Source organism: Pedobacter albus (assembly GCF_036324255.1).
In the GTDB taxonomy this organism is placed as follows: Bacteria; Bacteroidota; Bacteroidia; order Sphingobacteriales; family Sphingobacteriaceae; genus Pedobacter; species Pedobacter albus.
Genome location: NZ_JAZDQT010000002.1, coordinates 348,890 through 375,186 on the forward strand (window position 1 = coordinate 348,890; position 26,297 = coordinate 375,186).

Sequence of the window (26,297 nt, forward strand, 5' to 3'; positions counted from 1 at the left end):
TGGCTCGCTTTTGCGGTTAAGCCGAAAATTGAAAACTGCAAACCGAAAATTGTCAATTGCAAACTGAAATCTCTAAATTTACCGCGCTAAAAAGCACCAATAACAATGAAAAACATCCAAGTCATCGCATTTGATGCCGACGATACCCTTTGGGTTAACGAGCCTTATTTTAGAGAAGCCGAAGACAAATTTTGCGCCCTGTTGCAAGATTACCTGCCCATGCACAGCACGGCTTCAGAACTGTTCAAGGTAGAAATCAGAAACCTGTCGCTATATGGCTATGGCATTAAGGGCTTTATGCTTTCCATGATTGAAACCATTGCCGTGGTAACCGAAAATACCGCCAGCATGGCCGTGGTTAACAAAGCCATCGAATTTGGCAAAGAACTGCTGAACAAACCGGTAGAGTTGCTACCGGGTGTAGAAGAAGTGTTGCAAAACCTAAAAGGCGATTACCGCTTGGTGGTAGCCACCAAAGGCGATTTGTTGGACCAAGAAAGAAAACTGCAGAAATCGGGTTTGGAGAAATATTTCCACCACATCGAAATCATGAGCGACAAAAAAGAAAAAGACTACCTCAAGCTCTTGAAACACCTCGATTGCCAGCCCCAGGATTTTCTGATGATCGGCAATTCGCTCAAATCTGATATTCTGCCGGTGCTGCAACTTGGTGGCCATGCCGTACATGTGCCCTACCACATTACCTGGGAGCACGAAACCATTGAAAACAACGTAGAACACGAAAACTTTGCCACTGCCGAAACCATTACCGATATTTTAAGCCTACTCAAGCCATGAAGCAACTGTTCGATTTAGAAAACTGGTCCAGAAAAGACCATTTTAATTTTTTTAACCATTTCGAAGAACCATTTTTTGGCGTAGTGGTTGATATTGACTGTACCATGGCCTACGACAAATGCAAAAAAGAAGGTATCGGCTTTTTTCTGTATTACCTGCATCAGGCTTTAACAGCGACAAACGCCATCGAAAATTTCAGGCTCAGGATAGAAGACGACCAGATTTATAGCTACGATGCGGTGCATGCTTCGGCGGTCATCAATCGGCCCGATGGCACTTTTGGCTTTTCCTACATCGACTATGCACCAGGCTTTGAAGCATTCCAGGCTGGAGCAAAAAAAGAAATCGAACGCGTTCAAAACACCACAGGTTTGGTTCTTGCAGGTTCTGGTGCCAACGTGATCCACATTTCGGCGATGCCATGGCTCAAATTTACTTCGCTATCGCATGCACGAAGCTTTTCTTTCAAAGACAGCTGCCCAAAGATTTCCTTTGGCAAAATGACAGTAGTAGATGGCAAAAAAACAATGCCGGTGTCCATCCATGTTAACCATGCCTTAATGGACGGCTATCATGTGAACCTTTTTGTCGAGAAATTTCAGGAATTGATGAATGCTCAATAGCCTAAACACTAACCTTAAACCGGCTTGATAAAAGCACAAAAAGGCTCAGGCCATTAAAACAGCTTGCCTTAAGCAGATCGACAGGACGAATTAAGCAGTTTGATAATCCAGCTCAAAACCATCCGCCAGGCTTAACACCTCTTCTTGCGAAATCGATTTTGGATTTAGGTATTGCTTTTCCAGCAGGCCCAGAGAAATCTTGATTTGTCCTGCAGAAGTCCTGATCAAGCATTCGTTGTCTTGAATAGAATTAGATAGATACCTACCGATCTTCTTATTAACTTCCGCAAATCTAAATACCAATTCGTGAAATATAAATACAGGGTAATTCATGCTGTAAAGCTAAGGATGACTCCTTAAAAGGGCAAATTATGATATTGTTAACAATGCTTAACATTAATTTAATACACGCTTAACACTAGCGAAACCCAAGAGCCGATAAATTTCAAATCGCGCCTGCTAATGGTTGCTTTATTGCTATATTGGCACTCGGATAAACCTAAAAAACAGATGAAAAAATTCTTGATTATCGCCTTTTTAAGCTTGGCTGGCTCCACTTGTTTTGCCCAAGGCACAAGCACTACAACACCCTACAAAACAGAACTGCAGAAATTATTGACATTGTCTGGCTCCGAAGCCAGCTTTAAGGTAGCCATCGACCAGATGATCGGCACGCTCAAGCAACAACAATCTGATATCCCTGCCGAATTTTGGACTGAAATGGAAACCGAACTGAAAAAGACATCGATGTCTGAACTGTTAGACCTCTTGCTGCCTATTTACCAAAAGCACCTCAGCATTGACGACCTGAAGCAGATTTCGGCTTTCTACGAATCGCCTGCCGGCAAAAAATTCGCAGAAAAAACACCGCTTATCCTCAGTGGTTCGATGGAGGCCGGCAGAGAATGGGGCATGAAAGTTGGACAGCGCGTAGTCGATAAAATCAAAGAAAAGTACAACTGATTTAATGGATGGAAGGTTTTTTAAGGAAGCTAAGCTATTGTAATCTTGCCCTATGCCTGGCTTATTTGATGTTGGCCAAACTTAAAGGCGATTGGCTTAGCTTTTTGTTGCTTTTGTTTCCGCTTGTTTTTAACTGGCGCACCTTGCAGAACCTCAAAATCAGACAATTTAGATTGGGGAGTTGGCACTATTTAACAGCAACCATAACCATGGTTTATGCCATTTTTTTAATGGCCAGTATCATACACACCCTTATCACTATCGGACCGCAAAAAAACATCCTTATGCTTTTAGCTGGCGAAATTATACTTTCGCTAACCTTGCTTGTTCACTTGGCACTTGCCTTGAAACTCGATAAACCCTATAACCCAGCCAAAAATTAATCATTTCCCATTTGCAGATTTCTTTCTTAAATTCAAGTCCTAAAACAGCTATACCATGAGCGACAAAAAAGCACTATTCATTGAAAAAATCAAAGCCTCTTATGCGCCAAGCGGTGCATCCATTTACCTGGGTGCCGGAATTTTAGATGGCGAAGTACTGGCCGAAGCCGAAGTTAACCTGCCCCTGCGGATGATGAACCGCCACGGCCTGATTGCCGGTGCAACCGGAACGGGAAAAACCAGGACCTTGCAGCTATTGGCCGAACAGCTTTCTGATGCAGGTGTGCCTGTTTTTATGCTCGACGTCAAAGGCGATCTTTCTGGACTTTACCAGCCGGGAACCAGCAATCCGAAAATAGAAGAAAGGGCGCAACAGCTCAACAAAGCCTTTACGCCAAGCGGATTTCCGATCGAACTTTACTCGCTAAGCGGCAAGTTGGGTGCACAGATGCGGGCCACGGTAAGCGAATTCGGTCCGGTACTCCTCTCTAAGATACTCGAACTCAACGAAACGCAAACCGGTGTGCTTTCGGTTATTTTTAAATATGCCGACGACAACAAAATGCCTGTTGTTGACCTGAACGACTTAAAAAAACTATTAGGCTATTTGGCCGAAGGTCCAGGAGCTGCCGAAATTAAAGGCAGCTACGGATCTATTTCTACGGCTACTTCAAGTACCATCCTAAGAAAGATAGTAGCCATAGAACAACAAGGCTTGGCCGGCATGTTTGGCGAAACCTCTTACGATATCGAAGATCTTTTTAGCAGAGTGGACGGAAAAGGCATGATCAGCCTGCTCAACATTGCCGATGTGCAAAACCAACCCGTGCTTTATTCTACTTTCCTGCTAAGCTTATTGGCCGAAATCTATCAGGCTATGCCCGAAGCAGGCGATTTGGACAAACCCAAACTGGTTTTCTTTTTCGATGAGGCGCATTTGTTATTTAACGATGCCCCAAAAGCATTTTTAGACCAGGTCAACACCATCATCAGGCTCATCCGTTCTAAAGGAATTGGCGTATTCTTTTGTACCCAATCGCCTATGGATGTTCCAGAAAGCGTATTGGCCCAACTGGGCAACCGCGTACAGCATGCGCTCAGGGCCTTTACGCCAAACGATGTAGATGCCTTGAAGAAAACCGTAAATACCTATCCCAAATCAGATTTTTACCAAATAGATAAGGTATTAACTTCTTTGGGAACTGGTCAGGCGCTGATTACCGTACTGAACGAAAAAGGTATTCCTACCGAAGTGGCCGCAACCATGCTTACCCCGCCACGAGCCGTAATGGGTCCGATGGCCGCCATTGATTGTGAAAAACTGATGCAGGCTAGTCCCTTGTTTACTAAATATCAGCAGACCGTTGACCCTGTAAGTGCTTTTGAAATGCTGACCGACCGCATTAACCTCAAACTGGCCGAAGAGAATGAAGCCAAGGCCGCCGCCGAGGAACAAAAAAGGCAGGAGGAAGCCAGCAAGCCAAAGCCAGGTGAGAAAAGCATTGTTGAGCAGGTAATGGGCGCTACCATTACGCGCCAAATCGGGAAGGAAATTGTACGCGGTCTTTTCGGCATGCTTACGGGCAAAAAACCAAGATCAAGAAGTGGTGGTATTTTTGGCTTATAAAACTTACCTTTGGGGCTCATCTACTTACCTAAATTTTATTATTGATTTTTAATGAAACCAACCTTACTTATACTGGCCGCCGGAATGGCTAGCCGCTACGGAAGCATGAAACAAATTGATGGTTTTGGACCTAACAACGAAACCATTATCGACTATTCGATTTACGATGCCATTAAAGCCGGATTTGGCAAAGTGGTGTTTATCATCAAAGAAGAATTCTTAGACAATTTTAAAGCTATTTTCGAACCCAAGCTTCAAGGCAAGATCGAAACCGAATATGTTTTTCAGAACTTCGATTTGCAACAATTTGGCATAGCCGAAGAAATTTACAGGGAAAAACCTTGGGGCACTGCGCACGCCATGCTTTCGGGCCGCAAAGTAATCAAAGAACCTTTCTGCATTATCAATGCCGACGATTTTTATGGCTATGATGCCTTTAAGAAAATGGTTGATTTCTTGACCAATGAGGTTAACGACAGCCAATATGCCATTGTAGGCTATCAGATTGGCAAAACCTTATCTGACTTTGGTTCGGTTTCGCGCGGCGTTTGCCAGGTTGATGAGGCAGGGAATATTACCGAAATCAACGAACGCACTAAAATCTACAAAAAAGACGATGCGATTGTTTACGAAGAAGATGATAAAGAATATCCATTGGCATTCGAAACACCGGTGTCTATGAACTTCTGGGGTTTTACGCCAGCCGTATTCAAGGTAACCGAAGAGCAGTTTGTAAAATTTGCCGAAGCGAATAAAGACAAGCCCAAAGCCGAATTCTTTATTCCTTTAATTGGCGAATACCTGGTTAAAAACAACATTGCCAATTTCAAGAACATCCCAACGGCCAACCAATGGTTTGGGGTTACTTATAAAGAAGACAAGCCTATTGTGCAAGCCAGTATCGACCAGCTGATCAAAGATGGCGCGTATCCTGCAAATTTATGGAGCTAATTCTTGATGAAGCGATTTTAAAGGCTTACGGTTTTAGCAAAAACACCGTAACGTTACAACAAATAGGTTCGGGGCTCATTAACCGAACCTATTTGCTTTTGGCGCCAAATCAGCAAAAATATATCCTCCAAAACATCAATGCGCAGGTATTTCACAACCCTTTGGCAATTGCGCACAATATTAGCGCCATAGCCGATTACCTGAAGGCAAACGATCCGGATTATTTATTTCCGGCCCCTATTGCTACCCTTAACGGCAGTTTAATGGCCACCCACAATGGTGAATATTGGCGCCTGCTGCCCTTTGTAAGCGATAGCGTTGCATTTGATACCTTAAACGAGCCCAAACAGGCCTATGAGGCAGCCAAACAATTCGGCAAATTGAGCCTTTTGCTCAATGGTTTCGATACTACTCGGTTAAGTCCGACCATTCCTGGCTTTCATAACCTGGCCCTGCGGTACGAGCAGTTTACCTTTACCTTGGGCCAATGCAGCGAGCCATCAAAAAAAGAGGCTGAACAAGCCATTGCCATGGCCTTGCAGTATCACTTTATTTTAGCTTATTATCACTCTTACGAGCATCGTCACGATTTTCCAGACCGTGTGATCCACCACGATACCAAAATCAGTAATGTACTGTTAAACGAAACCAGCCATGAAGGTGTTTGTGTAATCGATCTCGACACGCTGATGCCCGGAAAATTCATTTCAGATCTTGGCGACATGCTACGGTCTTATACCTGTGCCTTCTCCGAAAACGAAACCAACCTAGAACTTATCAAAATTCGTCTACCTTATTTTAAAGCGACCATACAAGGCTATCTTTCAACCATGGGAGCTATCCTTACTTCTACAGAAAAAGAACTGATTTTATTCTCTGGAAAATACATGGTGTACATGCAGGCACTCCGTTTTTTAACCGATTACCTCAATGGCAGCATTTATTACCCGATAGCTTATCCCAGCCAGAATTTGGACAGGGCCAAAAACCAGTTCAAGCTTCTGAAAGAATTCTTCGCCAACGAAAAGGTATTGCAGGATATCATTGAAGACTGTTTGCCGTAAACCCTATTTCAAGTTCTAATTAATCCCTACTCACATGTCTCAGCTCCACAACGAAATTAAAAAGGAATTCCAGATTGAAAGGATGATTCTTTTTACCGATGCCGTATTTGCCATTGCCATTACCTTGCTGGTTATCGAAATCAAGGCACCCCATATTCCGCATAACTTTACGCCCGGTCAGGTTGCCGACCAATTGCTCAACCTTACGCCCCTGTTCATTGGCTTCATTATCAGTTTCTTTGTCATTGCCATTTATTGGCGCTCGCACCACCGCCTGTTTTCGTTTATTAAGAACTACGACGACAAGCTGATATGGCTTAACTTTCTCTTTCTTTTTACGGTTATCCTCATGCCTTTCAGTTCAGCTTACTATAGCGAAAACTTCGAGCATCAGTTGCCGTTTTATTTCTATTGTTTCAATGTAGCTGCTACCGGTTTGTTAAACTATGCGCTTCTGGGCTATATCATTAAGCACCGCGGTCGTATTTCCGAAGGTTTCGATGATAAAAAAGCCAGGCAGCTAGCCAGGTGCCGTACACTGATTGTTCCCTTTATTTTCCTGTTGGGCGCTTTGGCCTGCTGGATTTTGCCTGAAAGCATCCGCGATTACAGCCGGATGGCACCGATCTTAATCTGGCCAGCATTGGTAATCCTGAACAAGGTTTTTGGCAAGAAAAAAGAGCTGGAATACACCACTTCAGCCCCTGCTCCAAAACGCAAAAAGTAATCACACAAAAAAAGCCCCGAAATTAATTCGGGGCTTTTTTATTTATCGCTCTTCAGGCTCTCGACTGAAGACTTCAGACTTCAAGACTATTTCTTTTCGTCGTCTTTTACTTCTTCAAAATCAACATCAGTTACGGTATCGCCACCTTGTTGGGCATCAGCTTGTGGCGCTTCGCCTTGAGGTTGGCCTTCCTGACCTGCTTTGTACATTTCTTCAGAAGCAGCGTTCCATGCATTTTGCAATTCGGCTTGTGCAGCATCGATATCGGCAAAATTACGGGCCGCATGTGCATCTTTCAGTTTTTTCAAGCCTTCTTCAATTGGAGCTTTTTTATCGGCTGACAATTTCTCGCCAAACTCTTTCAATTGTTTCTCGGTTGAGAAGATCAAAGCATCTGCGCTGTTGATTTTATCGGCTTCTTCTTTTGCTTTAGCATCAGCTTCTGCATTGGCTTCAGCTTCTTGCTTCATTTTTTGGATTTCGGCATCAGTTAAGCCTGATGAAGCTTCGATGCGGATTTTTTGCTCTTTGCCAGTGGCTTTATCTTTAGCACTTACATGCAAGATACCGTTGGCATCAATATCAAAAGCAACTTCTACCTGAGGCACGCCACGTGGCGCTGGCGGAATTCCATCCAAGATGAAACGGCCAATCGTGCGGTTTTGAGCTGCCATTGGGCGCTCGCCTTGCAAGATGTGGATCTCTACCGATGGCTGATTGTCGGCCGCAGTGGAGAAGGTTTCCGATTTCTTAGAAGGAATAGTTGTATTCGCCTCGATCAATTTGGTCATTACGCCACCCATGGTTTCGATACCTAACGAAAGCGGGGTTACGTCTAACAATAATACATCTTTAACCTCACCGGTTAATACACCACCTTGAATAGCTGCACCGATGGCTACTACTTCGTCAGGGTTTACGCCTTTGCTTGGTTCTTTGCCAAAGAAGGCTTTAACAGCATCCTGAATAGCAGGAATACGGGTTGAACCACCTACCAAGATAATTTCGTCGATATCGCTCACGCTCAAACCAGCATTTTTCAAAGCCGATTTACAAGGATCGATCGTACGTTTGATCAAATCGCCAGCCAATTGCTCAAATTTTGCACGGCTCAAGGTTCTAACCAAGTGTTTAGGACCGCTGGCATCGGCAGTAATGTAAGGCAAGTTGATTTCGGTTGAAGTGGTGCTAGAAAGCTCGATTTTAGCTTTCTCGGCAGCTTCTTTCAAACGTTGCAAAGCCATTGGATCTTTGTGCAAGTCCATGCCGTTTTCGTTTTTGAACTCTTCGGCCAACCACTCGATAATAACGTGGTCAAAGTCGTCACCACCCAAGTGTGTATCACCATCAGTTGATTTTACTTCGAAAACGCCATCGCCCAATTCCAATACAGACACGTCGTGCGTACCGCCACCACAGTCAAATACCACAATTTTCATGTCTTTGTGGGCTTTGTCTAAACCATAGGCCAAAGCAGCTGCAGTAGGCTCGTTAATGATACGTTTTACAGAAAGACCAGCAATTTCGCCAGCTTCTTTAGTAGCCTGACGTTGTGCGTCGTTAAAGTAAGCCGGAACGGTAATTACAGCTTCTGTTACTTCTTGGCCCAAGAAATCTTCTGCAGTTTTTTTCATTTTTTGCAAAATCATTGCAGAAATCTCTTGTGGAGTATATTTGCGGTCGTCAATTTCTACACGTGGTGTATTGTTGTCGCCTTTAACCACTTTATAAGGTACCCTGGCAATTTCTTTTGCCACTTCAGCATAGCTGCTGCCCATAAAGCGTTTAATCGAATAAATTGTTTTGGTTGGGTTTGTTATTGCCTGACGTTTTGCAGGCTCGCCCACCTTACGCTCGCCGTTCTCTGCAAAAGCAACAATAGATGGCGTAGTACGTTTGCCCTCGCTGTTTGCTATAACTACAGGTTCGTTACCCTCCATTACAGCAACGCAAGAGTTTGTTGTTCCTAAGTCTATACCAATTATTTTTCCCATTTTATTATATATTTCTTAAAGTTTTAATGTTTTATATACCCTAATAACAAGCAATGTGCCAATTAGGTTTTGGCAGAAATAGCGCCAAAAACTCTGCTAAAATGTAAAAAAACGGCCATTCTTATGCTGACAGCTTGGCAGAAACGGAAGTTGAATAGCTGAAAGCTTAAAGACCAAAGGTGAAAGGCAAAAGGTAGAGGGCTTAAGGCCTATAGTATTGGGGGCTGTTAGTTACACTGGTAACCAAAACGGAACGTATCACTCGTATTCATCGATTTGCTCGAGAACTGAAAGCTGGCAGAGGTTATGTTGCCGTTATTATTCCATACAAAACTCCAAACATCCTTCTCATTTAAGGAAGCATCGTTCGAAAAGCTGGTATTGATCTCTCTCAATAAGTTTCTTGATCTTTTACCGCATAAGCCAATCAGTTCAGGGCAACGAAGCTGAAATACTTCTGCCAAAGGGAAATCGGCATACCAGCCATTGGTAGCTTGATTTAAGGTAGCGCTATACGCAATATTTTTTTGCGTTATGGTTCCATTGGCCGAGATGCTAACTATTTTAACCAAGTTTCCGTCCTGGTAGCTTAAGGTAGAAGTTTGGACAGCGTTACCGGTTATTATATCGCTGAGCTTTACTTCTGTTAAATAGCCCGATGCATCGTATTTCGCATCAAAAATCTGCTGATCGTTAACAAATCTGCCCAGTCGGCCTTTATCGTCTAAAGTAACCGTACCGTAAGGCCTCGTTACAGTTGGTGCCACTTTAGCTGTATAAACGATATCTATTTTGTTCCCAGTATAAGCCAATTCCTTTTTATACAGGCCGTTTTCGAGCTTCACCAATTCTCCTTTATCGTTATAGGAATATACAAGGTCGTCCATGCTGCTTACCTTGCATTGGGCTTCTTTTGTAATCGGCTCCTTATCTTTCGAGCACGAGCTCAATAAAACAATAAAGGCAAGAAAGTAGCTAATTCTTTTCATCTGGCGAGGGCGTTAATGCTTAAAATTGACTGGATTAATGGCGGTTCCGATGGCTTTTGTAACACATCATCTACCTGAAGCAATAATAGGCATTTCTAATCAAATTGCTAAAAGTCTTTCCAAATGTCGGCGGTTATTGTTGATGTATTTACATTTAAGGTGTCGCAAATTGCGACACCTTAAATCCAATCAAAATCGGCCAATGGAGAAAAACAGCAAACATTTTTCCTATTTCAACCCGCTAAGGTGTCGCAAATTGCGACACCTTAGCCATTACTTCTTAGACAGCTTATAGCCCACACTTGCTCTTTCTGTTGGATTGTTCTTTTCTTCCAATAAACGATCAATGTATTGAAAAACAAGCTCTATGTTCTTGGTATTGTTGTCTGTTTTCTTTTCTAGGCTTTCGATGGCTTTCCTTAACATCGTATTATCGGCAAGCATTTCTCTTAGCCGTACAAATATTTCGATGATCTTTATACTCACCTTAATGGCTTGTTCGCTCCTCAGTACATTGGCCAGCATGAGCACACCATGCTCTGTAAACACATAGGGCATGTTACCGCCCAAATTCCTCCTTGAAGGAATTGCTTTATGCGCCAGCAAAGTTTCAATCTCTGCTTCCGTAAGCTGGAACATAAAATTTGTGGGAAAATTATCATGGTTCCGTTTAACCTGTTCTCTCAGCCTCCGTGCGGGCACGCCGTAGAGTTCTGCCAAATCACGATCAAGCATTACTTTCTGTTTTCGCAAATAGTAAATTTTATTAATCAGAACCTCATCAGGGATGATCAGATCTGTTTGCTTCTTTTTCATAGGTTAGGTGTCGCAAATTGCGTAACCATGAATATACGTAAAATTGAAGATTAGTGCAATAAGAGGCGCTCAACGTAGATTTATAGAAAATTAAGGTGTCGCAAATTGCGACACCTTAATACGAGTTAAGTGCTAAAAGTCTTTCCAAATGGTGATAGCCGATGCCAAAATAGGCCTTGGTATCTTTGATCTTTTGAAGTATTTCGGCTTGGCGTTCGTTCTCTGCTTTAGTGCTTGGTTTCTCTGTCCGCTTGACACCAACCACCAGTACATTCTTAGGCGTATGTGCATCAGAAACAAATTCAAGCACCTTGGTTTTATAGCCAAAATACTCCAAAATCAACGCCCTGATGCCATCGGTTACCATTTCGGCTTGGCGTTCTAAGAAAATGCCATATTGGGTCAAAAAAGATGCGTTATTCTTTACCTTGTGCTTTTCTATTTCTCGTCTGATCTGCTTATGGCAACAAGGGGCTACCACAATCAGTTCGGCATTGGCTTTAATCCCTTTAAAAATGGCATCATCCGTAGCGGTATCGCAGGCATGGAGGGCAATCAGCAAATTGATCTGATCTACGTTATAATCTTCTATGGTTCCCTGCACAAACTGGAGCTGTTCAAAACCTGCCTGTTTGGCTATCGTGTTGCAAAGCGCTACCAGATCTTCCCTATACTCCACGCCTACTACATTAGCTTCAAGCTGTAGTTGCGTATGCAGGTAATCGTACAAGGCAAAAGTAAGATAGCCCTTACCAGCGCCCATATCCACTACCTTTTTGATAGTCCCTTCAGGTAGTTCTTTAATCAGCGAACTTAATATCTCGATATACTGGTTAATCTGCTTGTACTTGTCCTGCGCATTTTTGTATACCTTGCCCTCGGCATCGGCAATCTTAAGTTCGTGCAAATAAGAGCCATTAGGCTTAATCAGGCGCTTCTTTTCCTTGTTGTGTGCCTGACTGGCCTCCAGTTTAATAGGCAGTGCTTGCTCACGGATATCAACCGTATTTTTTCGATGCTCCAAAATATACTCGTGCTGCACGGTAAAAAGAGTGGCTATCTTAAAATCATGCTCAATTAAGGCTGCAATAAGCGAAATGCCCTCGGCCAGCGAATGGTTCTTAAAGATATCCCTGGTTTTATAACGGTAGTTAAAAGAGAGCATAGGCTGTCTTTTAATGAGCACCTGCTTCACATAAATATGCTTAAGCGCTTCTTCTTGGCCTTGATAATTGCCTAAAGAAAGTTTCACAAATTGGCCAGCGCTTAGGCTTTCGCTCAAAAGGGCTTCAAATCTGGATAAGGCAGTAGTGCTTGTCATAAGGCAAAATTAAGGCAAATAAATCAAATGGTTTCTTTATCCAATAAAAAACCCCTTAAGGCATGCCTTAAGGGGTTCTTATCTTTTAGGTAAAAGAATTAAGCTTTTGGCTCTTCTTCAGTTGCCGGAGCTTCTGGAGTAGCCTCTTCTGTAGCTGGAGCTTCTTCAACAGCAGGTGCTGCTTCTTCTACTTTCTCAGCTTTAGGTGCTTTTTCTTCTTTTGCTTCAGTTGCAGGGGCATCAGCTCTTTTAGCTTTGCTTCTGCTTCTGCGCGTAGTTTTCTTATCGGCAGCTGCAGCATCTTTACCGTAAACTTCGTTGTAATCTACCAACTCGATCAAAGCCATTTCAGCGTTATCGCCCAAACGGTTGTTTAATTTGATGATACGAGTGTAACCACCTGGACGGTTAGCTACTTTGGTTGCCACGTCGCGGAACAACTCGGTAACGCTGTCTTTATCTTGAAGATAAGAGAAAACGATACGGCGAGAGTGCGTAGTGTCGTTTTTAGATTTTGTGATTAGAGGCTCAACATACACGCGCAAAGCTTTTGCTTTGGCCAAAGTAGTTGAAATTCTCTTGTGTTTAATTAACGATGAGGCCATGTTTGCCAACATCGCTTTTCTGTGCGATGTGGTTCTGCCTAAATGGTTAAATTTTTTACCGTGTCTCATTTTTTGTTTTGTAAAGTGTATACCGTCTCTTTGAACTTAATCTGAGGGAATTATACACTGTGAATATTAATTATTCTTATCTAGTGCTAGCTTTAATCTACAGTTTCACAACTGGTAACTCAAAACTGAGAACTTGCTTATTCTTCGTCTAACTTGAATTTGGCTAGGTTCATTCCAAACGATAATTGTTTAGATTTTACCAGCTCTTGGATTTCGGTTAGCGATTTTTTACCGAAGTTTCTGAACTTCAACATATCTGCTACATCATAAGATACCAAATCAGCCAAAGTGCGGATATCGGCTGCTTTCAGACAGTTCAAGGCACGTACAGAAAGATCAAGGTCAACCAATTCGGTTTTAAGGATTTTGCGCATATGCAAAATTTCCTCATCAACTTCTTTGGTTTCTTCTTTAGCTTGAGATTCTAATACCAGGTTCTCGTCAGAGAATAGCATGAAGTGTTGGATCAAGATTTTGGCCGCTTCTTTCAAAGCTTCTTCCGGGTGGATCGAACCATCGGTAGAGATATCCAAAATCAATTTCTCATAATCGGTTTTTTGCTCAACACGATAGTTTTCGATCGTGTATTTTACGTTCTTCATTGGGGTGAAGATAGAGTCGATAGCGATAACGCCAACTACTGTATCAGTGATCTTGTTCTCTTCTGCAGGAACATAGCCACGGCCTTTATTGATCGTTAATTCTACCTCTAAAGTTACCGATTTCTCCATGTTGCAAACTACCAACTCAGGGTTCAACACCTCAAAGTTGTTAGAGAACTTGGTGATATCACCAGCCAAGAATTGCTCCTGACCATTTACAATGATGAATACTTTTTCTGAATCGCCAGACTCGCCAACTTTCTTGAAACGAACTTGTTTCAAGTTTAAGATGATCTCGGTCAAATCTTCAACCACACCTTTCATGGTAGAAAACTCGTGAGAAACGCCTGAAAAACGAATACTTGTAATGGCAAAACCTTCTAATGAAGAAAGTAGGATTCTTCTCAAGGCATTACCTATTGTTACACCGAAACCGGGCTCTAAAGGACGAAATTCAAATTGACCATCGAAATCGGTTGATTTCTGCATGATTACCTTGTCTGGTTTCTGAAATGCTAAAATTGCCATTTATAATGTTTTTAGATTTTTATTAATGTTGTGTAACGTAAAAAAGTTAAAGCCACGAGGGCTTTAACCAAATCTATTACTTAGAGTACAACTCTACAATAAGGTTTTCCTTAATGTTTTCTGGGATCTCGTCGCGGTTAGGATAAGCCAAAAACTTACCTGTCAACTCGCTTGCATTCCAATCTAACCAGTTGAACTTGTTGATTGCTCTGCCTGCAACTGAGTTTGTGATGGCTTCTAAGGTTTTAGATTTCTCACGAACTGCTACTACGTCGCCAGCTCTTAATTGGTATGATGGAATATTAACAACCTCGCCGTTTACGGTGATGTGCTTGTGGCTAACCAATTGACGTGCACCTGAGCGGGTTGGAGCAATACCTAATCTGTATACGGTGTTGTCTAAGCGCGCCTCTAGCAATTGCAATAAGTTATCACCGGTAATACCTTGACGTGATGATGCTTTAGTGAACAAGTTGCGGAATTGTTTTTCCAATACACCATAAGTGTATTTCACTTTTTGCTTCTCCATTAACTGGATGGCGTACTCAGATTGTTTTCCTCTTCTTTTTGAAGCGCCGTGTTGGCCTGGAGGATAATTTTTTCTATCTAATACTTTGTCAGGGCCGAAAATTGGCTCTCTGAACTTACGGGCGATTTTGGACTTTGGTCCGGTGTATCTTGCCATTTGTTTGTGATTTTAAAGTATCATGCAACCTGTAGCTGCAGACTCTTAGCTTTAAAAATTAATTGATTAAACTCTTCTTTTCTTAGGTGGACGACAGCCGTTGTGTGGAAGCGGGGTGATGTCTTTGATAGACATTACTTCCAAACCAGCTACTTGCAAAGTTCTGATGGCAGACTCACGGCCTGAACCTGGACCTTTTACAAATACCTCAACTTTACGCAAACCTAAATCAAATGCTACTTTACCGCAGTCTGAAGCCGCTTGACCTGCTGCATATGGAGTGTTCTTTTTAGAACCTTTGAAGCCCATTTTACCTGCAGACGACCAAGAAATGGTTTGACCGTTGTTGTTGGTTAGGGTAACAATGATGTTGTTGAACGTAGCATTGATGTGGGCCTGACCTACAGGCTCGATTACAACGATACGTTTTTTGGTAACTTTTTTACTTTTAGCCATTATGTTTTTTAATTAGTTAGTTGATGGATTACTAGATTAAAAATAACCTGGACCCATCAACTGTTTTAATCTTTTTGTTCCGAACAGCATTAGCTGTCCATCAATTACTATTTAGTAGCTTTTTTCTTGTTAGCAACTGTTTTTCTCTTTCCTTTACGGGTACGAGAGTTGTTTTTGGTACGTTGGCCACGAACAGGCAAGCCTTTTCTGTGACGAAGACCACGGTAACAGCCGATATCCATTAAACGTTTGATGTTCAACTGAACTTCCGAACGCAATGCACCTTCTACCTTAATGCTGTCGTTGATGATAGTACGGATAGCCGACAATTCGTCGTCAGACCAGTCCTGTACTTTTTTGCTAAGATCGATTCCTGCTTGGGTCAAAATGTTTTGAGCAGTTGATCTACCTATTCCGTAGATGTAGGTTAGACCGATTTCGCCTCTCTTGTTTCTTGGTAAATCAATACCTGATATCCTTGCCATATTTATAAATTGTTTTTAATGAACGACCGAACGGCGGGCCACCGTTGTGCGGATTTCGTTCCAGTATTTTTAATTACCCCTGACGTTGCTTGAACTTAGGGTTTTTCTTGTTAATTACGTAAAGCTTGCCTTTGCGACGAATCACTTTGCAATCAGCGCTACGTTTTTTGATTGAAGATCTAACTTTCATTTTATTTGTATCTATAAGTAATTCTGCCTTTCGTTAAGTCGTAAGGCGACATCTCTAATTTAACTTTGTCTCCAGGTAAAATTTTGATGTAGTGCATCCTCATTTTTCCTGAAATATGGGCGATAATCTCATGTCCGTTCTCGAGTTCAACCCTGAACATGGCATTCGATAATGCTTCCCTTATTACTCCGTCTTGTTCAATTGAGGCTTGTTTAGCCATATAATCTTGATTTTTACTTAATTAGCTGTTGTTAAACAGGGTTGCAAAATTAAATAAAAATTTTGAATTTTTTATTTTTTTTCTTTTAAAACTTCTTCAATCGGCGAAAAGGTCGATAAAACATCTGCTTTCCCCTTTTTGACGGCAACCGTATGTTCAAAATGCGCGGAAGGTTTATTGTCTTTGGTGGTTACGGTCCAACCGTCGGCCCAAAACTTAACTCCGGCAACACCAGCGTTGATCATCGGTTCGATAGCAATTACCATTCCCTCTTCCAGCTTAATGCCGCTTCCTCGCTTACCATAGTTAGGTACTTCTGGCTTCTCGTGCAGCTGTACGCCAACACCGTGCCCCACAAGCTCTCTAACTACCCCAAAGCCATTGGTTTCGGCATGGTTCTGTACGGCAAAGGCTATATCGCCGATGCGCATCCCCACAACCGCCTTTTCGATGGCCAGGTTGAGGCACTCTTGAGTTACCTTGGTTAGTTTTTGTTTTTCTGCATCTACCTCTCCAATAGAAAAGGTATAGGCAGAATCTCCAAAGAAGTTGTTTTTGATTACACCGCAATCAACAGAGATCAAGTCACCTTCCTGGATTACATACTCGCTCGGAAAACCGTGTACCACCTGCTCGTTGGGCGAAATGCACAAAGAGTTGGGGAAACCGCCATAGTTCAAAAAAGCTGGGATTGCTCCGTGGTCTTTGATAAACTCATAGGCCAGCTTGTCCAAGGCAAGCGTTGTCATGCCTGGTCCAATAACTTTGGCCACTTCGGCCAAAGTTTTGGAAACCAGTAAAGAACTTTCTCTGATTAATTCGATCTCCTCCGGAGATTTATAGAAAATTTTTGACATGTTTTTAATTTTGAATGAGGGAATTAGGAAACGACTGAATAGGTATTACACGACATTCAATCATTCATTAATTCATTCATTCTTATAATGCAGCACCGCTACCAGCAGCCGGAATACCGGTACGGCCAGTAACCCTGCCTGTTTTCATTAAACCGTCGTAGTGGCGCATCAACAGATAACTTTCAATTTGTTGCAAAGTATCTAATACTACACCCACCAAGATCAGTAATGAGGTACCTCCAAAGAAATGGGCGAATTCTTGTTGAATACCCACTCTTACAGCAAACGACGGCAGGATGGCGATGATAGCCAAGAACAACGATCCTGGGAAAGTGATCTTAGAAATTACATCGTCAATGAAACTTGAGGTGGCCAAACCTGGCTTGATGCCCGGGATGAAACCGCCGTTCTTTTTCATGTCGTCAGACATTTGGGTTGGGTTAACCGTAATGGCTGTATAGAAGAAAGTGAAGGCAATGATTAAAAACGCAAATGTTAAGCTGTACGTTAGCGAGGTAATATCGGTATACGAATGTAACCAGCTATCGGTTAGCTTAGGAAAAATTCCGATCAATGCGTTCGGGATGAACATCAATGCCTGGGCAAAGATAATCGGCATTACGCCGGCTGCATTAACCTTTAAAGGAATATATTGCCTTACGCCTCCTACTTGTCTGTTGCCAACAATTCTTTTGGCATATTGTACAGGCACTTTACGTACCCCTTGAACAATAAGGATGGTAAACATAACCACTGCAAATAAAGCTACGATTTCTAATACCAGCCTGATTGCACCGCCATCACTACCGGCAAAGGCCGAGCTGATTTCTTGTTGCATAGCTACTGGCAAACGGGCAATGATACCCACCATGATGATCAATGATGTACCATTTCCTATACCTTTATCTGTTATCTTTTCACCAAGCCACATCACGAACAAGGTACCCGCGGTCAAAACAAAGCCCGAAAGCACATAGAAAGTAAAGTGGTCGATCATGATGGCATTGGTAGGCACCTGTGTTTTCACATAACCTACGGCCTGCACAGCAGTGATTGCTACGGTTAGGTAGCGGGTGATTTGCGTTAATTTTTTTCTGCCGCTCTCTCCTTCTTTTTGCATTTTTTGGAAAGAAGGTACTGCAATGCCCAACAACTGAACTACGATAGACGCAGAGATATAAGGCATTACGCCCAATGCCACGATCGATACCTTAGAAAAGGCACCACCGGCAAACATATCCAACAAGCCCAAAAGACCTGTTTTCTGAGTATTGGCTAACTGAGTTGGATCTACACCCGGTAGAACAACTTGACAAACGAACCTGTAAATTACAAGAATCATGAGCGTAAAAAGAATACGCTCTTTCAATTCCTGTATTTTCCAAATATTACTTAAAGTAGTAAATAGCTTCTTCATTAATGATTACAATTTTACGATTGAGCCTCCAGCAGCTTCAATGGCTTTTTGTGCACTTGCAGAAAAAGCATGAGCTGTAACTTCTAATTTCGCTTTAACTTCGCCACGACCCAAGATTTTCACCAAGTCGTTTTTAGAAGCCAAACCATGCTGTTGCAAAGCAGCGAAATCGATGCTCGACAAGTTGTGTTTCTCTGCCAAGCCTTGTAGCACGTCTAAGTTTACGCCTACATATTCGGTACGGTTAATTGGTTTGAAACCTACCTTAGGCACACGGCGTTGCAAAGGCATTTGACCACCTTCGAAACCAACTTTGGTTGAGTGTCCAGAACGTGAACCAGCACCTTTATGACCACGGGTTGAAGTACCGCCACGGCCAGAGCCTTGTCCACGACCAATTCTTTTGCTGCTTTTTACAGAACCTTTTGCAGGTTTTAGATTACTTAAGTTCATTTTTAAAACTTGTTGTGTTGCCCTTCGCTTTCACTAATCAGGGACAACGATAAATAAATAGAAAATCTGCTTAGGGCATTTGATGGCATCCTAAGCAGATTTCTTAACAATTAAATAGTCTCTATAGCTACTAAGTGATTAACTTTTCTTACCATCCCAATAATGGCAGCGTTAGCTTCAACCTCTACGCTTTGGTTCATTTTTGTTAAACCTAAGGCTTTCATGGTTCTTTTTTGGCTTTCGCTTCTATCGATAATGCTTTTTACTTGGGTTATTTTAATTTTAGCCATGATATTATCCGTTAAAAACTTTGTTTAAATCCACACCACGGTGCTGAGCTACGGTATACGCATCACGCATTTTGGTTAGGGCATCAACAGTTGCCTTTACCACGTTGTGTGGGTTTGATGAACCTTTTGACTTAGCCAATACGTTGTGGATACCGGCACTCTCTAATACGGCACGCATTGCACCACCGGCAATTACACCGGTACCTACTGCTGCAGGCTTGATCAAAACGAAACCGCCAGAAAACTTGCCGATTTGCTCGTGAGGTACGGTACCGTTCAAAACTGGAACTTTTACCAGGTTCTTTTTGGCATCGTCTACACCTTTTGCAATGGCTTCTGTAACCTCTTTCGCTTTGCCTAAACCATAACCAACAACGCCTTGTTCATCTCCTACAACTACGATAGCTGAGAAGCTGAAGGTACGGCCGCCTTTGGTTACTTTGGCAACACGTTGTATGCTAACTAAACGATCTTTCAATTCGATCTCGCTAGTCTTTACTCTTTTTATATTGATAGTTGACATCTTACCTTTTTTTCAGATTAAAATACTAAACCAGCTTCGCGGGCACCTTCTGCCAACGATTTAACACGACCATGGTACAAATAACCATTCCTGTCGAAAACAACCTCTTTTACACCAGCTGCAATGGCTTTCTCGGCAATTAGCTTGCCTACTGCGATTGATTGGTCAGATTTTGTTCCTTTACCAGTAAAATCTTTAGATAAAGATGATGCTGAAACTATTGTATTACCAGTTTCATCGTTAATGATTTGAGCATAAATACCTTTATTGCTTCTATAAACTGATAAACGTGGACGGCTCTCAGAACCAGTAAGTCTTTTTCTGATGCCTTTTTTGATACGCTCTCTACGCGATATTTTCTTTGCCATTTTAATTATTTTTTAGAAGCTGATTTACCTGCTTTTCTTCTTAACTCTTCGCCAACAAACTTGATACCTTTACCTTTGTAAGGCTCTGGTGCACGTAACGAGCGGATCTTTGCCGCAACCTGGCCAATCAATTGTTTGTCGATGCTCTCTAAAATGATTTTAGGAGTCTGACCTTTTTCTGATGTGGTGGTTACTTTGATCTCTTGTGGCAACTGGAATACATAGTGGTGAGAATAACCTAGTACCAAGTCTAAAGTATTACCTTGGTTTGTGGCACGGTAACCCACACCTACTAGTTCTTGCTCTAATTTATAACCTTCAGTTACACCTACAACCATATTGTTGATCAACGAACGGTACAAGCCGTGCAAGGCTTTGTGCCTTTTTTGATCTGATGGACGGTTTACGGTTAACACGCCGTTTTCTTGGCTAACGGTAATATCTTGATCTAAGGCTTGGCTTAGTTCACCTTTAGGACCTTTAACAGTAACTACGTTATCGTTTGACACGGTAACGGTTACGCTAGCAGGCACATTAATTGGGTTTTTTCCTATTCTTGACATTCTGCTATCCTCCTATTAATAAACGTGACACAAAACCTCACCGCCAATGTTCAATTTGGCTGCTTCTTTATCGGTCATTACACCTTTAGAAGTAGATAAGATTGCGATACCTAAACCATTTAATACTCTTGGCATGTTCTCAACACCTGCATATTGTCTCAAACCTGGCTTGCTGATACGGGTTAAGGTACGGATAGCCGAGATTTTAGTGATTGCATTGTACTTCAAAGCGATTTTGATAGTGCCTTGAGCTGTAGTGTCTTCAAACTTGTAGTTTGCGATGTAACCTTTGTCGAAAAGTACTTTTGTAATTTCCTTTTTAAGGTTTGATGCAGGGATCTCTACAATTCTGTGATTTGCCTTGATGGCATTTCTTACCCTTGTAAGATAATCTGCAATTGGATCTGTATTCATTATTGTTGATTTGTGATAGTGGTTTCCCTTGGCCACCCGGCCTTCGGACCTGCTATCGGTTAATATTCGTTTTGCTAGTATAAAGACATAAGTATCAGGCATCGAGACATTAGATCTCGACCCCTGATACTCTGTACTTAGATACTTTTATATTACCAGCTGGCTTTTCTTACGCCAGGAATTTTTCCTGCCAAAGCCATATCGCGGAACAACACCCTTGAAATGCCAAAGGTACGCATATATCCACGAGGACGACCAGTTAATTTGCAACGGTTGTGCAAACGTACTGCCGACGAATTTTTAGGTAATTTGTCTAACGCCTCATAGTCGCCTGCCGCTTTTAAAGCCGCACGCTTCTCTGCATATTTAGCAACCAATCTTTGGCGCTTCAGTTCGCGAGCTTTTACACCTTCTTTTGCCATTATTGCTCTGTTTTTTGATTTTTAAACGGTAATCCAAATTGTTTTAAAAGTTCCAATGCCTCAACATCGTTGGTAGCAGACGTTACAAAGGTAATGTCCATACCCAAAATCCTGTTGATTTTATCGATATTGATCTCAGGGAAGATGATCTGCTCGGTAATACCCAATGTGTAGTTACCTTTTCCATCAAATCCTTTGTCATTGATACCTTTGAAATCGCGGATACGCGGCAAAGCTACGGAAATTAATCGATCTAAGAACTCATACATGTTATTATCACGTAACGTTACTCTTACACCAACTGGCATGCCCTTACGCAACTTAAAGTTAGAGATGTCTTTCTTAGATTTTGCGCCTACTGCCTGCTGACCAGCAATGGTAGACATTTCTAAGATAGAGCTGTCCATGATTTTCTTATCAGTTACAGCATAACGGCCAACACCTTGGTTAATGGCAATTTTCTCTAATTTAGGAACTTGCATTACGCTTTTGTAATTGAACTTCTCTTTTAGAGCCGATACAATTTCCTCTTTATATTTACTTTTTAATCTTGGTACGTAAGCCATTATTTGATTTCCTCCCCTGATATTTTAGCAACCCTTACTAATTTTCCGTCAGCGTTCAGCTTTCTGCCCACACGGGTAGTTTTGCCTGATTTTGGATCAATTAACTGTACGTTAGAAATATGAAGAGCAGCCTCTTTTTTAATGATACCACCATTTGGAGTAGCGGCATTTGGTTTTGTATGTTTTGATACAAGGTTTACACCTTCTACTACAACTCTGTTTTTGGCAACAAGCACTTCTTGTACTTTACCTTGTTGGCCTTTTGAATCGCCAGCTATAACCTTTACTAAATCTCCTTTGCGGATCTTTACCTTGGCTTGTGTTACTTTATTTTTCATATTATAATACCTCCGGTGCTAATGATACAATCTTCATGAATTGTTTCTCACGCAGCTCTCTTGCTACCGGGCCAAAAATACGTGTACCACGTGGCTCATCTTGTGCATTCAACAATACGGCTGCATTGTCGTCAAAACGAATATAAGAACCATCCTTACGTCTGATTTCTTTTTTAGTTCTTACTACAACTGCTTTAGAAACTGTTCCTTTTTTAATGTTACCTGAAGGCAAAGCGCTTTTTACGGTTACTACAATTTTGTCACCGATAGAAGCATATCTTTTGCCAGTACCACCAAGTACGCGGATAACCAATACTTGTTTTGCGCCGCTATTGTCGGCTACGTTTAATCTTGACTCCTGCTGTACCATCTTATTTAGCTCTTTCTAAAATTTGTACCAATCTCCAGTTCTTGTTTTTACTCAGCGGACGAGTCTCCATGATCAATACCGTATCACCGATACCACATTCGTTTTTCTCGTCATGAGCCATAAATTTGGTAGTTTTCTTTACGAACTTACCATAAATCGGGTGTTTCACTTTACGCTCAACTGCTACAACAACAGATTTATCCATCTTATTGCTTACCACCAACCCGGTCCTTGTTTTTCTTAATTGTCTTTCCATTTCGACTCTAAAAGTTATTTAGTTTCAGTAGCTGACTGAGCATTTTGCTTAGCCAATTCAGTATTTAATCGGGCTATGTCTCTTCTCACCTTCTTAATACGAGAAGGGTTTTCGATAGCCGAAATTGCGTGAGCGAATTTTAACTTGGTTAAGTTTTCTTTTTCTTCTGCAATCTTTGCTACTAATTCTTCTTTTGAAAGCCCTGTGATTTCTGAGTTTTTCATTTTATTAAATTTTTATGTGATGGTCTAGCGGTTGCAATAACAAGTGCACTTGCAACATTGATCCAAAACTTTTTTATGCTTCTACGTAATCTCTACGTACTACAAACTTGGTTTGAACTGGCAATTTTTGAGCGGCTAGTCTCAAGGCTTCTTTGGCAACTTCCAAAGGCACGCCTTCTGCCTCAAAAATAATGCGTCCGGGTCTAACAACGGCTACCCAATATTCAGGCGCACCTTTACCTTTACCCATACGTACCTCAGCTGGTTTCTTTGTTACCGGTTTATCCGGGAAAATTCTGATCCAAACTTGGCCTTCACGTTTCATGAAACGAGTTACCGCAATACGGGCTGCCTCTATCTGGCGACTTGTGATCCAAGTGGCTTCTAAAGACTTGATCCCGAAAGATCCGAATGACAATTCAGCACCACGAGTTGCTAAACCTTTCATTCTGCCTTTTTGCATCTTTCTGAACTTCGTTCTTTTTGGCTGTAACATTTTATTTTAAATATTATCGTTAAACGATTGGTTAACTATTTGCGTGGGCCTCTGTTGCCGCCGCCTTTATTATCTCTTCCGCCTTGACCCGGACGACCGCCACCGCGTTTGTCGTTCCTTCTGTCGCCGCCTCTATTGTCTCTGCCGCCATCTCTGCCGCCGAAGTTGCCTTGTGGTCTTTCGCCACCTTTGCCTGGAGCATTGCTCGTAGCGCCGATGTTTGGAGAAAGATCGCGTTTGCCATACACTTCGCCTTTGCAGATCCATACTTTAACACCGATTTTACCATAAGTGGTCAAAGCTTCTGCTAATGCATAGTCGATATCGGCACGGAAAGTATGCAAAGGAATTCTTCCTTCTTTGTACTGCTCGGTACGTGCCATCTCGGCACCGCCCAAACGGCCAGAAGTCATGATTTTGATCCCTTCGGCACCCATACGCATGGTTGATGCGATGGTTGATTTCATGGCTCTACGGAAAGAAATCCTAGCTTCTAATTGTTTGGCTACACCTTCAGCTACCAATTGTGCGTCAAGCTCAGGGCGTTTGATCTCGAAAATGTTGATCTGAATTTCCTTTTTAGTCAATTTTTTCAACTCTTCCTTGATCTTGTCAACCTCTTGGCCTGCTTTACCAATAACGATACCCGGACGGGCAGTGTGGATAGTAACGGTGATACGTTTTAAGGTACGCTCGATTACTACTTTGGCTACACCACCTTTGGCGATACGTGCTGAAAGGTATTTTCTTATTTTTTCGTCCTCAACTAATTTATCAGCATAGTTGTTGCCTCCGAACCAGTTAGAATCCCAGCCTCTGATGATTCCTAACCTGTTACCTATTGGATGTGCTTTTTGTCCCATTTCTGTTAATTAGTTTGAGTTTCAACGTTTTTACTATCTACTATTAAGGTAACGTGGTTTGAACGTTTACGGATTCTATAACCACGGCCTTGTGGGGCTGGTCTTAGTCTTTTTAACTGACGACCACCGCCTACCATTATCGTTTTCACGTATAACTGGTTTTCTTCAGGGCGAGAACCTTCATTTTTCGACTCCCAATTTTTGATAGCTGATAATAAAAGCTTCTCAACTCTTACTGCGGCATCTTTGTTGGTGAATTTCAAAATATGTAAAGCTTTCTCTACACGCTCACCTCTGATCAGATCTACAACCAAACGCATCTTACGCGGTGAGGTTGGGCAATTGTTTAATTTCGCTACTGCTTCCATCTCTTAATTATTTTTTCTTTTCAGAGTGACCCCTAAATGTTCTGGTTGGAGCAAACTCTCCCAGCTTGTGACCAACCATGTTTTCTGTTACGTATACCGGAATGAATTTGTTTCCGTTATGTACTGCAAATGTATGACCTACGAAATCTGGCGATATCATTGATCTGCGAGACCAAGTTTTGATCACAGACTTCTTGCCTGAATCATTCATAGAGACTACTTTCTTCTCTACGTTATGGTCAATATAAGGTCCTTTTTTAATTGAACGAGCCATTATTTTTTCCTTTTCTCTATGATGAAACGATTTGAGTATTTTTTAAGCGAACGTGTTTTGTATCCTTTCGAATAAACACCATTCCTTGACCGTGGCTGACCTCCTGATGAGCGACCCTCACCACCACCCATTGGGTGATCTACAGGGTTCATCGCTACCGGACGTGTACGAGGACGACGGCCAATCCAACGGCTACGGCCTGCTTTACCTAGTACTTCGTTTGCATGGTCTGAGTTAGAAACTGTACCAATGGTTGCTAAACAGGTAACCAAGATCAACCTGGTTTCGCCCGATGGCATTTTAATGGTAGCATATTTGCCATCTCTAGCGGCCAATTGTGCATAAGCACCGGCGCTACGAGCCAATTGTGCGCCTTTTCCTGGGTGGATTTCCAAATTGTGGATAATAGAACCCAAAGGAATGTTAGCCAATTTCAAGGTATTGCCTACTTCTGGAGTAGCTTTGTCGCCCGAAAGCACGGTTTGTCCTACTTGCAATCCTTCTGGTGCAATAATGTAGCGCTTCTCTCCATCAACATAGTGCAACAAGGCGATACGTGCGGTACGGTTCGGATCGTATTCGATAGTAGCTACAACAGCAGGGATATCAAATTTATCACGTTTAAAGTCGATTAAACGGAAAGATTTTTTATGACCACCGCCGATATAGCGCATTGTCATTTTACCTGTATTGTTACGACCTCCCGATTTCTTAGAAGATACAACCAATGATTTTTCGGGCTTGGTTGCGGTAATCTCCGTAAAACTAGCACCAACTCTAAAGCGGGTACCCGGAGTAACTGGTTTAAATTTTCTTAAGCCCATAGTTATAAATTATTCAATTCTGATTAAATATTCGCGTAATAATCTATTGTTTCTCCGTCTTTCAAGGTTACAATAGCTTTTTTGTATTTAGGGCTACGGCCTGTTACGATACCACCTTTGGTGTTTCTTGATTTGGCTTTGCCATCTACTATCATGGTGTTAAGGGCAACAATCGTTACGCCGTACATTTTCTCGATAGCCGATTTAATCTGTATTTTATTAGCTCTGTGGTCTACTCTAAAAGTAAAACGGTTAGCTTTTTCAGTTAACGCAGATGCTTTTTCGGTTAAGATTGGTTTTTGTAAGATTTCCATA

Annotated in this window: 39 protein-coding genes; 7 read left to right on the forward strand and 32 right to left on the reverse strand. The window is 42.0% G+C overall.

Features of this window, described 5'->3' with window-relative positions; genetic code table 11:
- The first annotated feature begins 105 nt into the window (after positions 1–105).
- Together VRU48_RS11335 and VRU48_RS11340 are read left to right on the forward strand one after the other, a co-directional pair.
- A complete protein-coding gene (locus VRU48_RS11335) occupies positions 106–798 on the forward strand; it encodes an HAD family hydrolase (protein ID WP_330108038.1) in 693 nt (230 codons plus the stop codon).
- Complete coding sequence (locus VRU48_RS11340; RefSeq protein ID WP_330108039.1) at positions 795–1,421, forward strand: chloramphenicol acetyltransferase; 627 nt, start codon at positions 795–797, stop codon at positions 1,419–1,421. The genes VRU48_RS11335 and VRU48_RS11340 overlap by 4 nt, the downstream gene beginning before the upstream one ends.
- A gap of 90 nt (positions 1,422–1,511) precedes the next feature.
- Here VRU48_RS11340 and VRU48_RS11345 read toward each other — a convergent pair whose 3' ends face one another.
- Positions 1,512–1,754 (reverse strand): hypothetical protein, encoded by a 243-nt coding sequence (locus VRU48_RS11345; protein WP_330108040.1) that lies wholly within the window; start codon positions 1,752–1,754, stop codon positions 1,512–1,514.
- 177 nt (positions 1,755–1,931) lie between these two features.
- Between VRU48_RS11345 and VRU48_RS11350 the strand changes: the two genes are divergently transcribed.
- From VRU48_RS11350 to VRU48_RS11370, 5 genes are all read left to right on the forward strand, one after another.
- Complete coding sequence (locus VRU48_RS11350) at positions 1,932–2,384, forward strand: DUF2059 domain-containing protein (RefSeq protein WP_330108041.1); 453 nt, start codon at positions 1,932–1,934, stop codon at positions 2,382–2,384.
- Between the two features lie 438 nt (positions 2,385–2,822).
- Positions 2,823–4,394 (forward strand): helicase HerA-like domain-containing protein, encoded by a 1,572-nt coding sequence (locus tag VRU48_RS11355; protein WP_330108042.1) that lies wholly within the window; start codon positions 2,823–2,825, stop codon positions 4,392–4,394.
- A gap of 51 nt (positions 4,395–4,445) precedes the next feature.
- Complete coding sequence (locus VRU48_RS11360; protein WP_330108043.1) at positions 4,446–5,345, forward strand: nucleotidyltransferase family protein; 900 nt, start codon at positions 4,446–4,448, stop codon at positions 5,343–5,345.
- Positions 5,336–6,409: a phosphotransferase enzyme family protein gene (locus tag VRU48_RS11365; RefSeq protein WP_330108044.1), complete on the forward strand. Its 1,074-nt coding sequence runs from the start codon at positions 5,336–5,338 to the stop codon at positions 6,407–6,409. The genes VRU48_RS11360 and VRU48_RS11365 overlap by 10 nt, the downstream gene beginning before the upstream one ends.
- A 34-nt stretch (positions 6,410–6,443) precedes the next feature.
- Positions 6,444–7,136 carry a TMEM175 family protein gene (locus tag VRU48_RS11370; protein ID WP_330108045.1) on the forward strand — a complete coding sequence of 231 codons (693 nt, stop codon included), beginning with the start codon at positions 6,444–6,446 and terminating at the stop codon, positions 7,134–7,136.
- 86 nt (positions 7,137–7,222) lie between these two features.
- Here VRU48_RS11370 and dnaK read toward each other — a convergent pair whose 3' ends face one another.
- The 31 genes from dnaK to rplW form a co-directional block, all read right to left on the reverse strand.
- Complete coding sequence (dnaK, locus tag VRU48_RS11375; RefSeq protein WP_330108046.1) at positions 7,223–9,130, reverse strand: molecular chaperone DnaK; 1,908 nt, start codon at positions 9,128–9,130, stop codon at positions 7,223–7,225.
- A gap of 227 nt (positions 9,131–9,357) precedes the next feature.
- Entirely contained in the window at positions 9,358–10,119 is a 762-nt protein-coding gene (locus tag VRU48_RS11380) for a hypothetical protein (RefSeq protein WP_330108047.1), read from the reverse strand.
- Between the two features lie 273 nt (positions 10,120–10,392).
- Complete coding sequence (locus VRU48_RS11385) at positions 10,393–10,935, reverse strand: ORF6N domain-containing protein (protein WP_330108048.1); 543 nt, start codon at positions 10,933–10,935, stop codon at positions 10,393–10,395.
- A gap of 115 nt (positions 10,936–11,050) precedes the next feature.
- Positions 11,051–12,256, reverse strand: a complete 1,206-nt coding sequence (locus tag VRU48_RS11390; RefSeq protein ID WP_330108049.1) for a class I SAM-dependent methyltransferase — start codon at positions 12,254–12,256, stop codon at positions 11,051–11,053.
- A 98-nt stretch (positions 12,257–12,354) separates the two neighbouring features.
- Positions 12,355–12,930 carry a 50S ribosomal protein L17 gene (gene rplQ / locus VRU48_RS11395; protein WP_330108050.1) on the reverse strand — a complete coding sequence of 192 codons (576 nt, stop codon included), beginning with the start codon at positions 12,928–12,930 and terminating at the stop codon, positions 12,355–12,357.
- 137 nt (positions 12,931–13,067) lie between these two features.
- Positions 13,068–14,060 (reverse strand): DNA-directed RNA polymerase subunit alpha, encoded by a 993-nt coding sequence (locus VRU48_RS11400; protein WP_330108051.1) that lies wholly within the window; start codon positions 14,058–14,060, stop codon positions 13,068–13,070.
- A gap of 76 nt (positions 14,061–14,136) precedes the next feature.
- Positions 14,137–14,745: a 30S ribosomal protein S4 gene (gene rpsD / locus VRU48_RS11405; protein WP_330108052.1), complete on the reverse strand. Its 609-nt coding sequence runs from the start codon at positions 14,743–14,745 to the stop codon at positions 14,137–14,139.
- A gap of 66 nt (positions 14,746–14,811) precedes the next feature.
- Positions 14,812–15,201, reverse strand: a complete 390-nt coding sequence (gene rpsK / locus VRU48_RS11410) for a 30S ribosomal protein S11 (RefSeq protein ID WP_199141326.1) — start codon at positions 15,199–15,201, stop codon at positions 14,812–14,814.
- Between the two features lie 107 nt (positions 15,202–15,308).
- The gene (gene rpsM, locus VRU48_RS11415) at positions 15,309–15,686 is read right to left on the reverse strand and encodes a 30S ribosomal protein S13 (RefSeq protein ID WP_330108053.1); all 378 of its coding nucleotides are present in this window, start codon (positions 15,684–15,686) and stop codon (positions 15,309–15,311) included.
- Between the two features lie 73 nt (positions 15,687–15,759).
- On the reverse strand, positions 15,760–15,876 hold the full coding sequence (ykgO, locus tag VRU48_RS11420) for a type B 50S ribosomal protein L36 (RefSeq protein ID WP_008244551.1): 117 nt from the start codon (positions 15,874–15,876) through the stop codon (positions 15,760–15,762).
- A 1-nt stretch (position 15,877) separates the two neighbouring features.
- Positions 15,878–16,096, reverse strand: coding sequence for a translation initiation factor IF-1 (gene infA / locus VRU48_RS11425; RefSeq protein ID WP_010599888.1), 219 nt, complete (start codon positions 16,094–16,096; stop codon positions 15,878–15,880).
- A 71-nt stretch (positions 16,097–16,167) separates the two neighbouring features.
- Positions 16,168–16,953, reverse strand: a complete 786-nt coding sequence (gene map, locus VRU48_RS11430; protein ID WP_330108054.1) for a type I methionyl aminopeptidase — start codon at positions 16,951–16,953, stop codon at positions 16,168–16,170.
- Between the two features lie 82 nt (positions 16,954–17,035).
- On the reverse strand, positions 17,036–18,370 hold the full coding sequence (gene secY / locus VRU48_RS11435; RefSeq protein ID WP_330108055.1) for a preprotein translocase subunit SecY: 1,335 nt from the start codon (positions 18,368–18,370) through the stop codon (positions 17,036–17,038).
- A 6-nt stretch (positions 18,371–18,376) separates the two neighbouring features.
- Positions 18,377–18,823 carry a 50S ribosomal protein L15 gene (rplO, locus tag VRU48_RS11440; protein WP_330108056.1) on the reverse strand — a complete coding sequence of 149 codons (447 nt, stop codon included), beginning with the start codon at positions 18,821–18,823 and terminating at the stop codon, positions 18,377–18,379.
- Positions 18,824–18,933: 110 nt separating this feature from the next.
- The gene (gene rpmD / locus VRU48_RS11445; RefSeq protein WP_199141331.1) at positions 18,934–19,113 is read right to left on the reverse strand and encodes a 50S ribosomal protein L30; all 180 of its coding nucleotides are present in this window, start codon (positions 19,111–19,113) and stop codon (positions 18,934–18,936) included.
- Positions 19,114–19,117: 4 nt separating this feature from the next.
- Positions 19,118–19,636, reverse strand: coding sequence for a 30S ribosomal protein S5 (gene rpsE, locus VRU48_RS11450; RefSeq protein ID WP_199141332.1), 519 nt, complete (start codon positions 19,634–19,636; stop codon positions 19,118–19,120).
- A gap of 17 nt (positions 19,637–19,653) precedes the next feature.
- Positions 19,654–20,004 (reverse strand): 50S ribosomal protein L18, encoded by a 351-nt coding sequence (gene rplR / locus VRU48_RS11455; protein ID WP_330108057.1) that lies wholly within the window; start codon positions 20,002–20,004, stop codon positions 19,654–19,656.
- Between the two features lie 5 nt (positions 20,005–20,009).
- Positions 20,010–20,567, reverse strand: a complete 558-nt coding sequence (gene rplF, locus VRU48_RS11460) for a 50S ribosomal protein L6 (protein WP_330108058.1) — start codon at positions 20,565–20,567, stop codon at positions 20,010–20,012.
- 15 nt (positions 20,568–20,582) lie between these two features.
- Positions 20,583–20,981, reverse strand: coding sequence for a 30S ribosomal protein S8 (gene rpsH, locus VRU48_RS11465; RefSeq protein WP_330108059.1), 399 nt, complete (start codon positions 20,979–20,981; stop codon positions 20,583–20,585).
- A gap of 152 nt (positions 20,982–21,133) precedes the next feature.
- Positions 21,134–21,403, reverse strand: coding sequence for a 30S ribosomal protein S14 (gene rpsN, locus VRU48_RS11470; protein WP_199141336.1), 270 nt, complete (start codon positions 21,401–21,403; stop codon positions 21,134–21,136).
- Positions 21,403–21,969, reverse strand: a complete 567-nt coding sequence (gene rplE / locus VRU48_RS11475; protein ID WP_330108060.1) for a 50S ribosomal protein L5 — start codon at positions 21,967–21,969, stop codon at positions 21,403–21,405. Before rplE ends, rpsN begins: the two co-directional genes overlap by 1 nt.
- Complete coding sequence (gene rplX, locus VRU48_RS11480; RefSeq protein ID WP_330108061.1) at positions 21,969–22,307, reverse strand: 50S ribosomal protein L24; 339 nt, start codon at positions 22,305–22,307, stop codon at positions 21,969–21,971. Before rplX ends, rplE begins: the two co-directional genes overlap by 1 nt.
- Before the next feature lies 1 nt (position 22,308).
- Positions 22,309–22,677, reverse strand: coding sequence for a 50S ribosomal protein L14 (gene rplN, locus VRU48_RS11485; RefSeq protein WP_041878524.1), 369 nt, complete (start codon positions 22,675–22,677; stop codon positions 22,309–22,311).
- A 1-nt stretch (position 22,678) separates the two neighbouring features.
- Positions 22,679–22,933, reverse strand: a complete 255-nt coding sequence (rpsQ, locus tag VRU48_RS11490) for a 30S ribosomal protein S17 (RefSeq protein ID WP_113638059.1) — start codon at positions 22,931–22,933, stop codon at positions 22,679–22,681.
- Positions 22,934–22,947: 14 nt separating this feature from the next.
- Positions 22,948–23,157: a 50S ribosomal protein L29 gene (gene rpmC, locus VRU48_RS11495; protein ID WP_199141818.1), complete on the reverse strand. Its 210-nt coding sequence runs from the start codon at positions 23,155–23,157 to the stop codon at positions 22,948–22,950.
- Between the two features lie 73 nt (positions 23,158–23,230).
- Positions 23,231–23,653, reverse strand: coding sequence for a 50S ribosomal protein L16 (gene rplP, locus VRU48_RS11500; protein WP_199141819.1), 423 nt, complete (start codon positions 23,651–23,653; stop codon positions 23,231–23,233).
- A 35-nt stretch (positions 23,654–23,688) separates the two neighbouring features.
- Positions 23,689–24,516: a 30S ribosomal protein S3 gene (gene rpsC, locus VRU48_RS11505; protein ID WP_199141820.1), complete on the reverse strand. Its 828-nt coding sequence runs from the start codon at positions 24,514–24,516 to the stop codon at positions 23,689–23,691.
- A 5-nt stretch (positions 24,517–24,521) separates the two neighbouring features.
- The gene (gene rplV / locus VRU48_RS11510) at positions 24,522–24,884 is read right to left on the reverse strand and encodes a 50S ribosomal protein L22 (protein ID WP_199141821.1); all 363 of its coding nucleotides are present in this window, start codon (positions 24,882–24,884) and stop codon (positions 24,522–24,524) included.
- 7 nt (positions 24,885–24,891) lie between these two features.
- Positions 24,892–25,158 carry a 30S ribosomal protein S19 gene (rpsS, locus tag VRU48_RS11515; RefSeq protein ID WP_008244581.1) on the reverse strand — a complete coding sequence of 89 codons (267 nt, stop codon included), beginning with the start codon at positions 25,156–25,158 and terminating at the stop codon, positions 24,892–24,894.
- Positions 25,158–25,982 carry a 50S ribosomal protein L2 gene (gene rplB, locus VRU48_RS11520; RefSeq protein ID WP_199141823.1) on the reverse strand — a complete coding sequence of 275 codons (825 nt, stop codon included), beginning with the start codon at positions 25,980–25,982 and terminating at the stop codon, positions 25,158–25,160. Before rplB ends, rpsS begins: the two co-directional genes overlap by 1 nt.
- A gap of 23 nt (positions 25,983–26,005) precedes the next feature.
- On the reverse strand, positions 26,006–26,296 hold the full coding sequence (gene rplW / locus VRU48_RS11525; RefSeq protein WP_330108062.1) for a 50S ribosomal protein L23: 291 nt from the start codon (positions 26,294–26,296) through the stop codon (positions 26,006–26,008).
- Position 26,297 lies beyond the last annotated feature (1 nt).

Bases quoted from the DNA above. Each gene is read 5' to 3' on its own strand.
- VRU48_RS11390 (WP_330108049.1), bottom strand. From the start codon at position 12,256: ATGACAAGCACTACTGCCTTATCCAGATTTGAAGCCCTTTTGAGCGAA.
- infA (WP_010599888.1), bottom strand. From the start codon at position 16,096: ATGGCTAAACAAGCCTCAATTGAACAAGACGGAGTAATAAGGGAAGCA.
- rpsD (WP_330108052.1), bottom strand. From the start codon at position 14,745: ATGGCAAGATACACCGGACCAAAGTCCAAAATCGCCCGTAAGTTCAGA.
- rpsH (WP_330108059.1), bottom strand. From the start codon at position 20,981: ATGAATACAGATCCAATTGCAGATTATCTTACAAGGGTAAGAAATGCC.
- rpmC (WP_199141818.1), bottom strand. From the start codon at position 23,157: ATGAAAAACTCAGAAATCACAGGGCTTTCAAAAGAAGAATTAGTAGCA.
- rplW (WP_330108062.1), bottom strand. From the start codon at position 26,296: ATGGAAATCTTACAAAAACCAATCTTAACCGAAAAAGCATCTGCGTTA.
- rplP (WP_199141819.1), bottom strand. From the start codon at position 23,653: ATGTTACAGCCAAAAAGAACGAAGTTCAGAAAGATGCAAAAAGGCAGA.
- rplR (WP_330108057.1), bottom strand. From the start codon at position 20,004: ATGGCAAAGAAAATATCGCGTAGAGAGCGTATCAAAAAAGGCATCAGA.
- map (WP_330108054.1), bottom strand. From the start codon at position 16,953: ATGTCAAAAATTTTCTATAAATCTCCGGAGGAGATCGAATTAATCAGA.
- VRU48_RS11340 (WP_330108039.1), top strand. From the start codon at position 795: ATGAAGCAACTGTTCGATTTAGAAAACTGGTCCAGAAAAGACCATTTT.
- rplQ (WP_330108050.1), bottom strand. From the start codon at position 12,930: ATGAGACACGGTAAAAAATTTAACCATTTAGGCAGAACCACATCGCAC.
- VRU48_RS11345 (WP_330108040.1), bottom strand. From the start codon at position 1,754: ATGAATTACCCTGTATTTATATTTCACGAATTGGTATTTAGATTTGCG.
- rpsC (WP_199141820.1), bottom strand. From the start codon at position 24,516: ATGGGACAAAAAGCACATCCAATAGGTAACAGGTTAGGAATCATCAGA.
- ykgO (WP_008244551.1), bottom strand. From the start codon at position 15,876: ATGAAAGTTAGATCTTCAATCAAAAAACGTAGCGCTGATTGCAAAGTG.
- rplX (WP_330108061.1), bottom strand. From the start codon at position 22,307: ATGAAAAATAAAGTAACACAAGCCAAGGTAAAGATCCGCAAAGGAGAT.
- secY (WP_330108055.1), bottom strand. From the start codon at position 18,370: ATGAAGAAGCTATTTACTACTTTAAGTAATATTTGGAAAATACAGGAA.
- rplB (WP_199141823.1), bottom strand. From the start codon at position 25,982: ATGGGCTTAAGAAAATTTAAACCAGTTACTCCGGGTACCCGCTTTAGA.
- VRU48_RS11360 (WP_330108043.1), top strand. From the start codon at position 4,446: ATGAAACCAACCTTACTTATACTGGCCGCCGGAATGGCTAGCCGCTAC.
- rpsE (WP_199141332.1), bottom strand. From the start codon at position 19,636: ATGTCAACTATCAATATAAAAAGAGTAAAGACTAGCGAGATCGAATTG.
- rpsQ (WP_113638059.1), bottom strand. From the start codon at position 22,933: ATGGAAAGACAATTAAGAAAAACAAGGACCGGGTTGGTGGTAAGCAAT.
- rpsK (WP_199141326.1), bottom strand. From the start codon at position 15,201: ATGGCTAAAAGTAAAAAAGTTACCAAAAAACGTATCGTTGTAATCGAG.
- VRU48_RS11365 (WP_330108044.1), top strand. From the start codon at position 5,336: ATGGAGCTAATTCTTGATGAAGCGATTTTAAAGGCTTACGGTTTTAGC.
- dnaK (WP_330108046.1), bottom strand. From the start codon at position 9,130: ATGGGAAAAATAATTGGTATAGACTTAGGAACAACAAACTCTTGCGTT.
- VRU48_RS11380 (WP_330108047.1), bottom strand. From the start codon at position 10,119: ATGAAAAGAATTAGCTACTTTCTTGCCTTTATTGTTTTATTGAGCTCG.
- VRU48_RS11400 (WP_330108051.1), bottom strand. From the start codon at position 14,060: ATGGCAATTTTAGCATTTCAGAAACCAGACAAGGTAATCATGCAGAAA.
- VRU48_RS11350 (WP_330108041.1), top strand. From the start codon at position 1,932: ATGAAAAAATTCTTGATTATCGCCTTTTTAAGCTTGGCTGGCTCCACT.
- rplN (WP_041878524.1), bottom strand. From the start codon at position 22,677: ATGGTACAGCAGGAGTCAAGATTAAACGTAGCCGACAATAGCGGCGCA.
- VRU48_RS11370 (WP_330108045.1), top strand. From the start codon at position 6,444: ATGTCTCAGCTCCACAACGAAATTAAAAAGGAATTCCAGATTGAAAGG.
- rpsS (WP_008244581.1), bottom strand. From the start codon at position 25,158: ATGGCTCGTTCAATTAAAAAAGGACCTTATATTGACCATAACGTAGAG.
- rplV (WP_199141821.1), bottom strand. From the start codon at position 24,884: ATGGAAGCAGTAGCGAAATTAAACAATTGCCCAACCTCACCGCGTAAG.
- rpsM (WP_330108053.1), bottom strand. From the start codon at position 15,686: ATGGCAAGGATATCAGGTATTGATTTACCAAGAAACAAGAGAGGCGAA.
- VRU48_RS11355 (WP_330108042.1), top strand. From the start codon at position 2,823: ATGAGCGACAAAAAAGCACTATTCATTGAAAAAATCAAAGCCTCTTAT.
- rpmD (WP_199141331.1), bottom strand. From the start codon at position 19,113: ATGGCTAAAATTAAAATAACCCAAGTAAAAAGCATTATCGATAGAAGC.
- rplF (WP_330108058.1), bottom strand. From the start codon at position 20,567: ATGTCAAGAATAGGAAAAAACCCAATTAATGTGCCTGCTAGCGTAACC.
- rplO (WP_330108056.1), bottom strand. From the start codon at position 18,823: ATGAACTTAAGTAATCTAAAACCTGCAAAAGGTTCTGTAAAAAGCAGC.
- VRU48_RS11335 (WP_330108038.1), top strand. From the start codon at position 106: ATGAAAAACATCCAAGTCATCGCATTTGATGCCGACGATACCCTTTGG.
- rplE (WP_330108060.1), bottom strand. From the start codon at position 21,969: ATGGCTTACGTACCAAGATTAAAAAGTAAATATAAAGAGGAAATTGTA.
- VRU48_RS11385 (WP_330108048.1), bottom strand. From the start codon at position 10,935: ATGAAAAAGAAGCAAACAGATCTGATCATCCCTGATGAGGTTCTGATT.
- rpsN (WP_199141336.1), bottom strand. From the start codon at position 21,403: ATGGCAAAAGAAGGTGTAAAAGCTCGCGAACTGAAGCGCCAAAGATTG.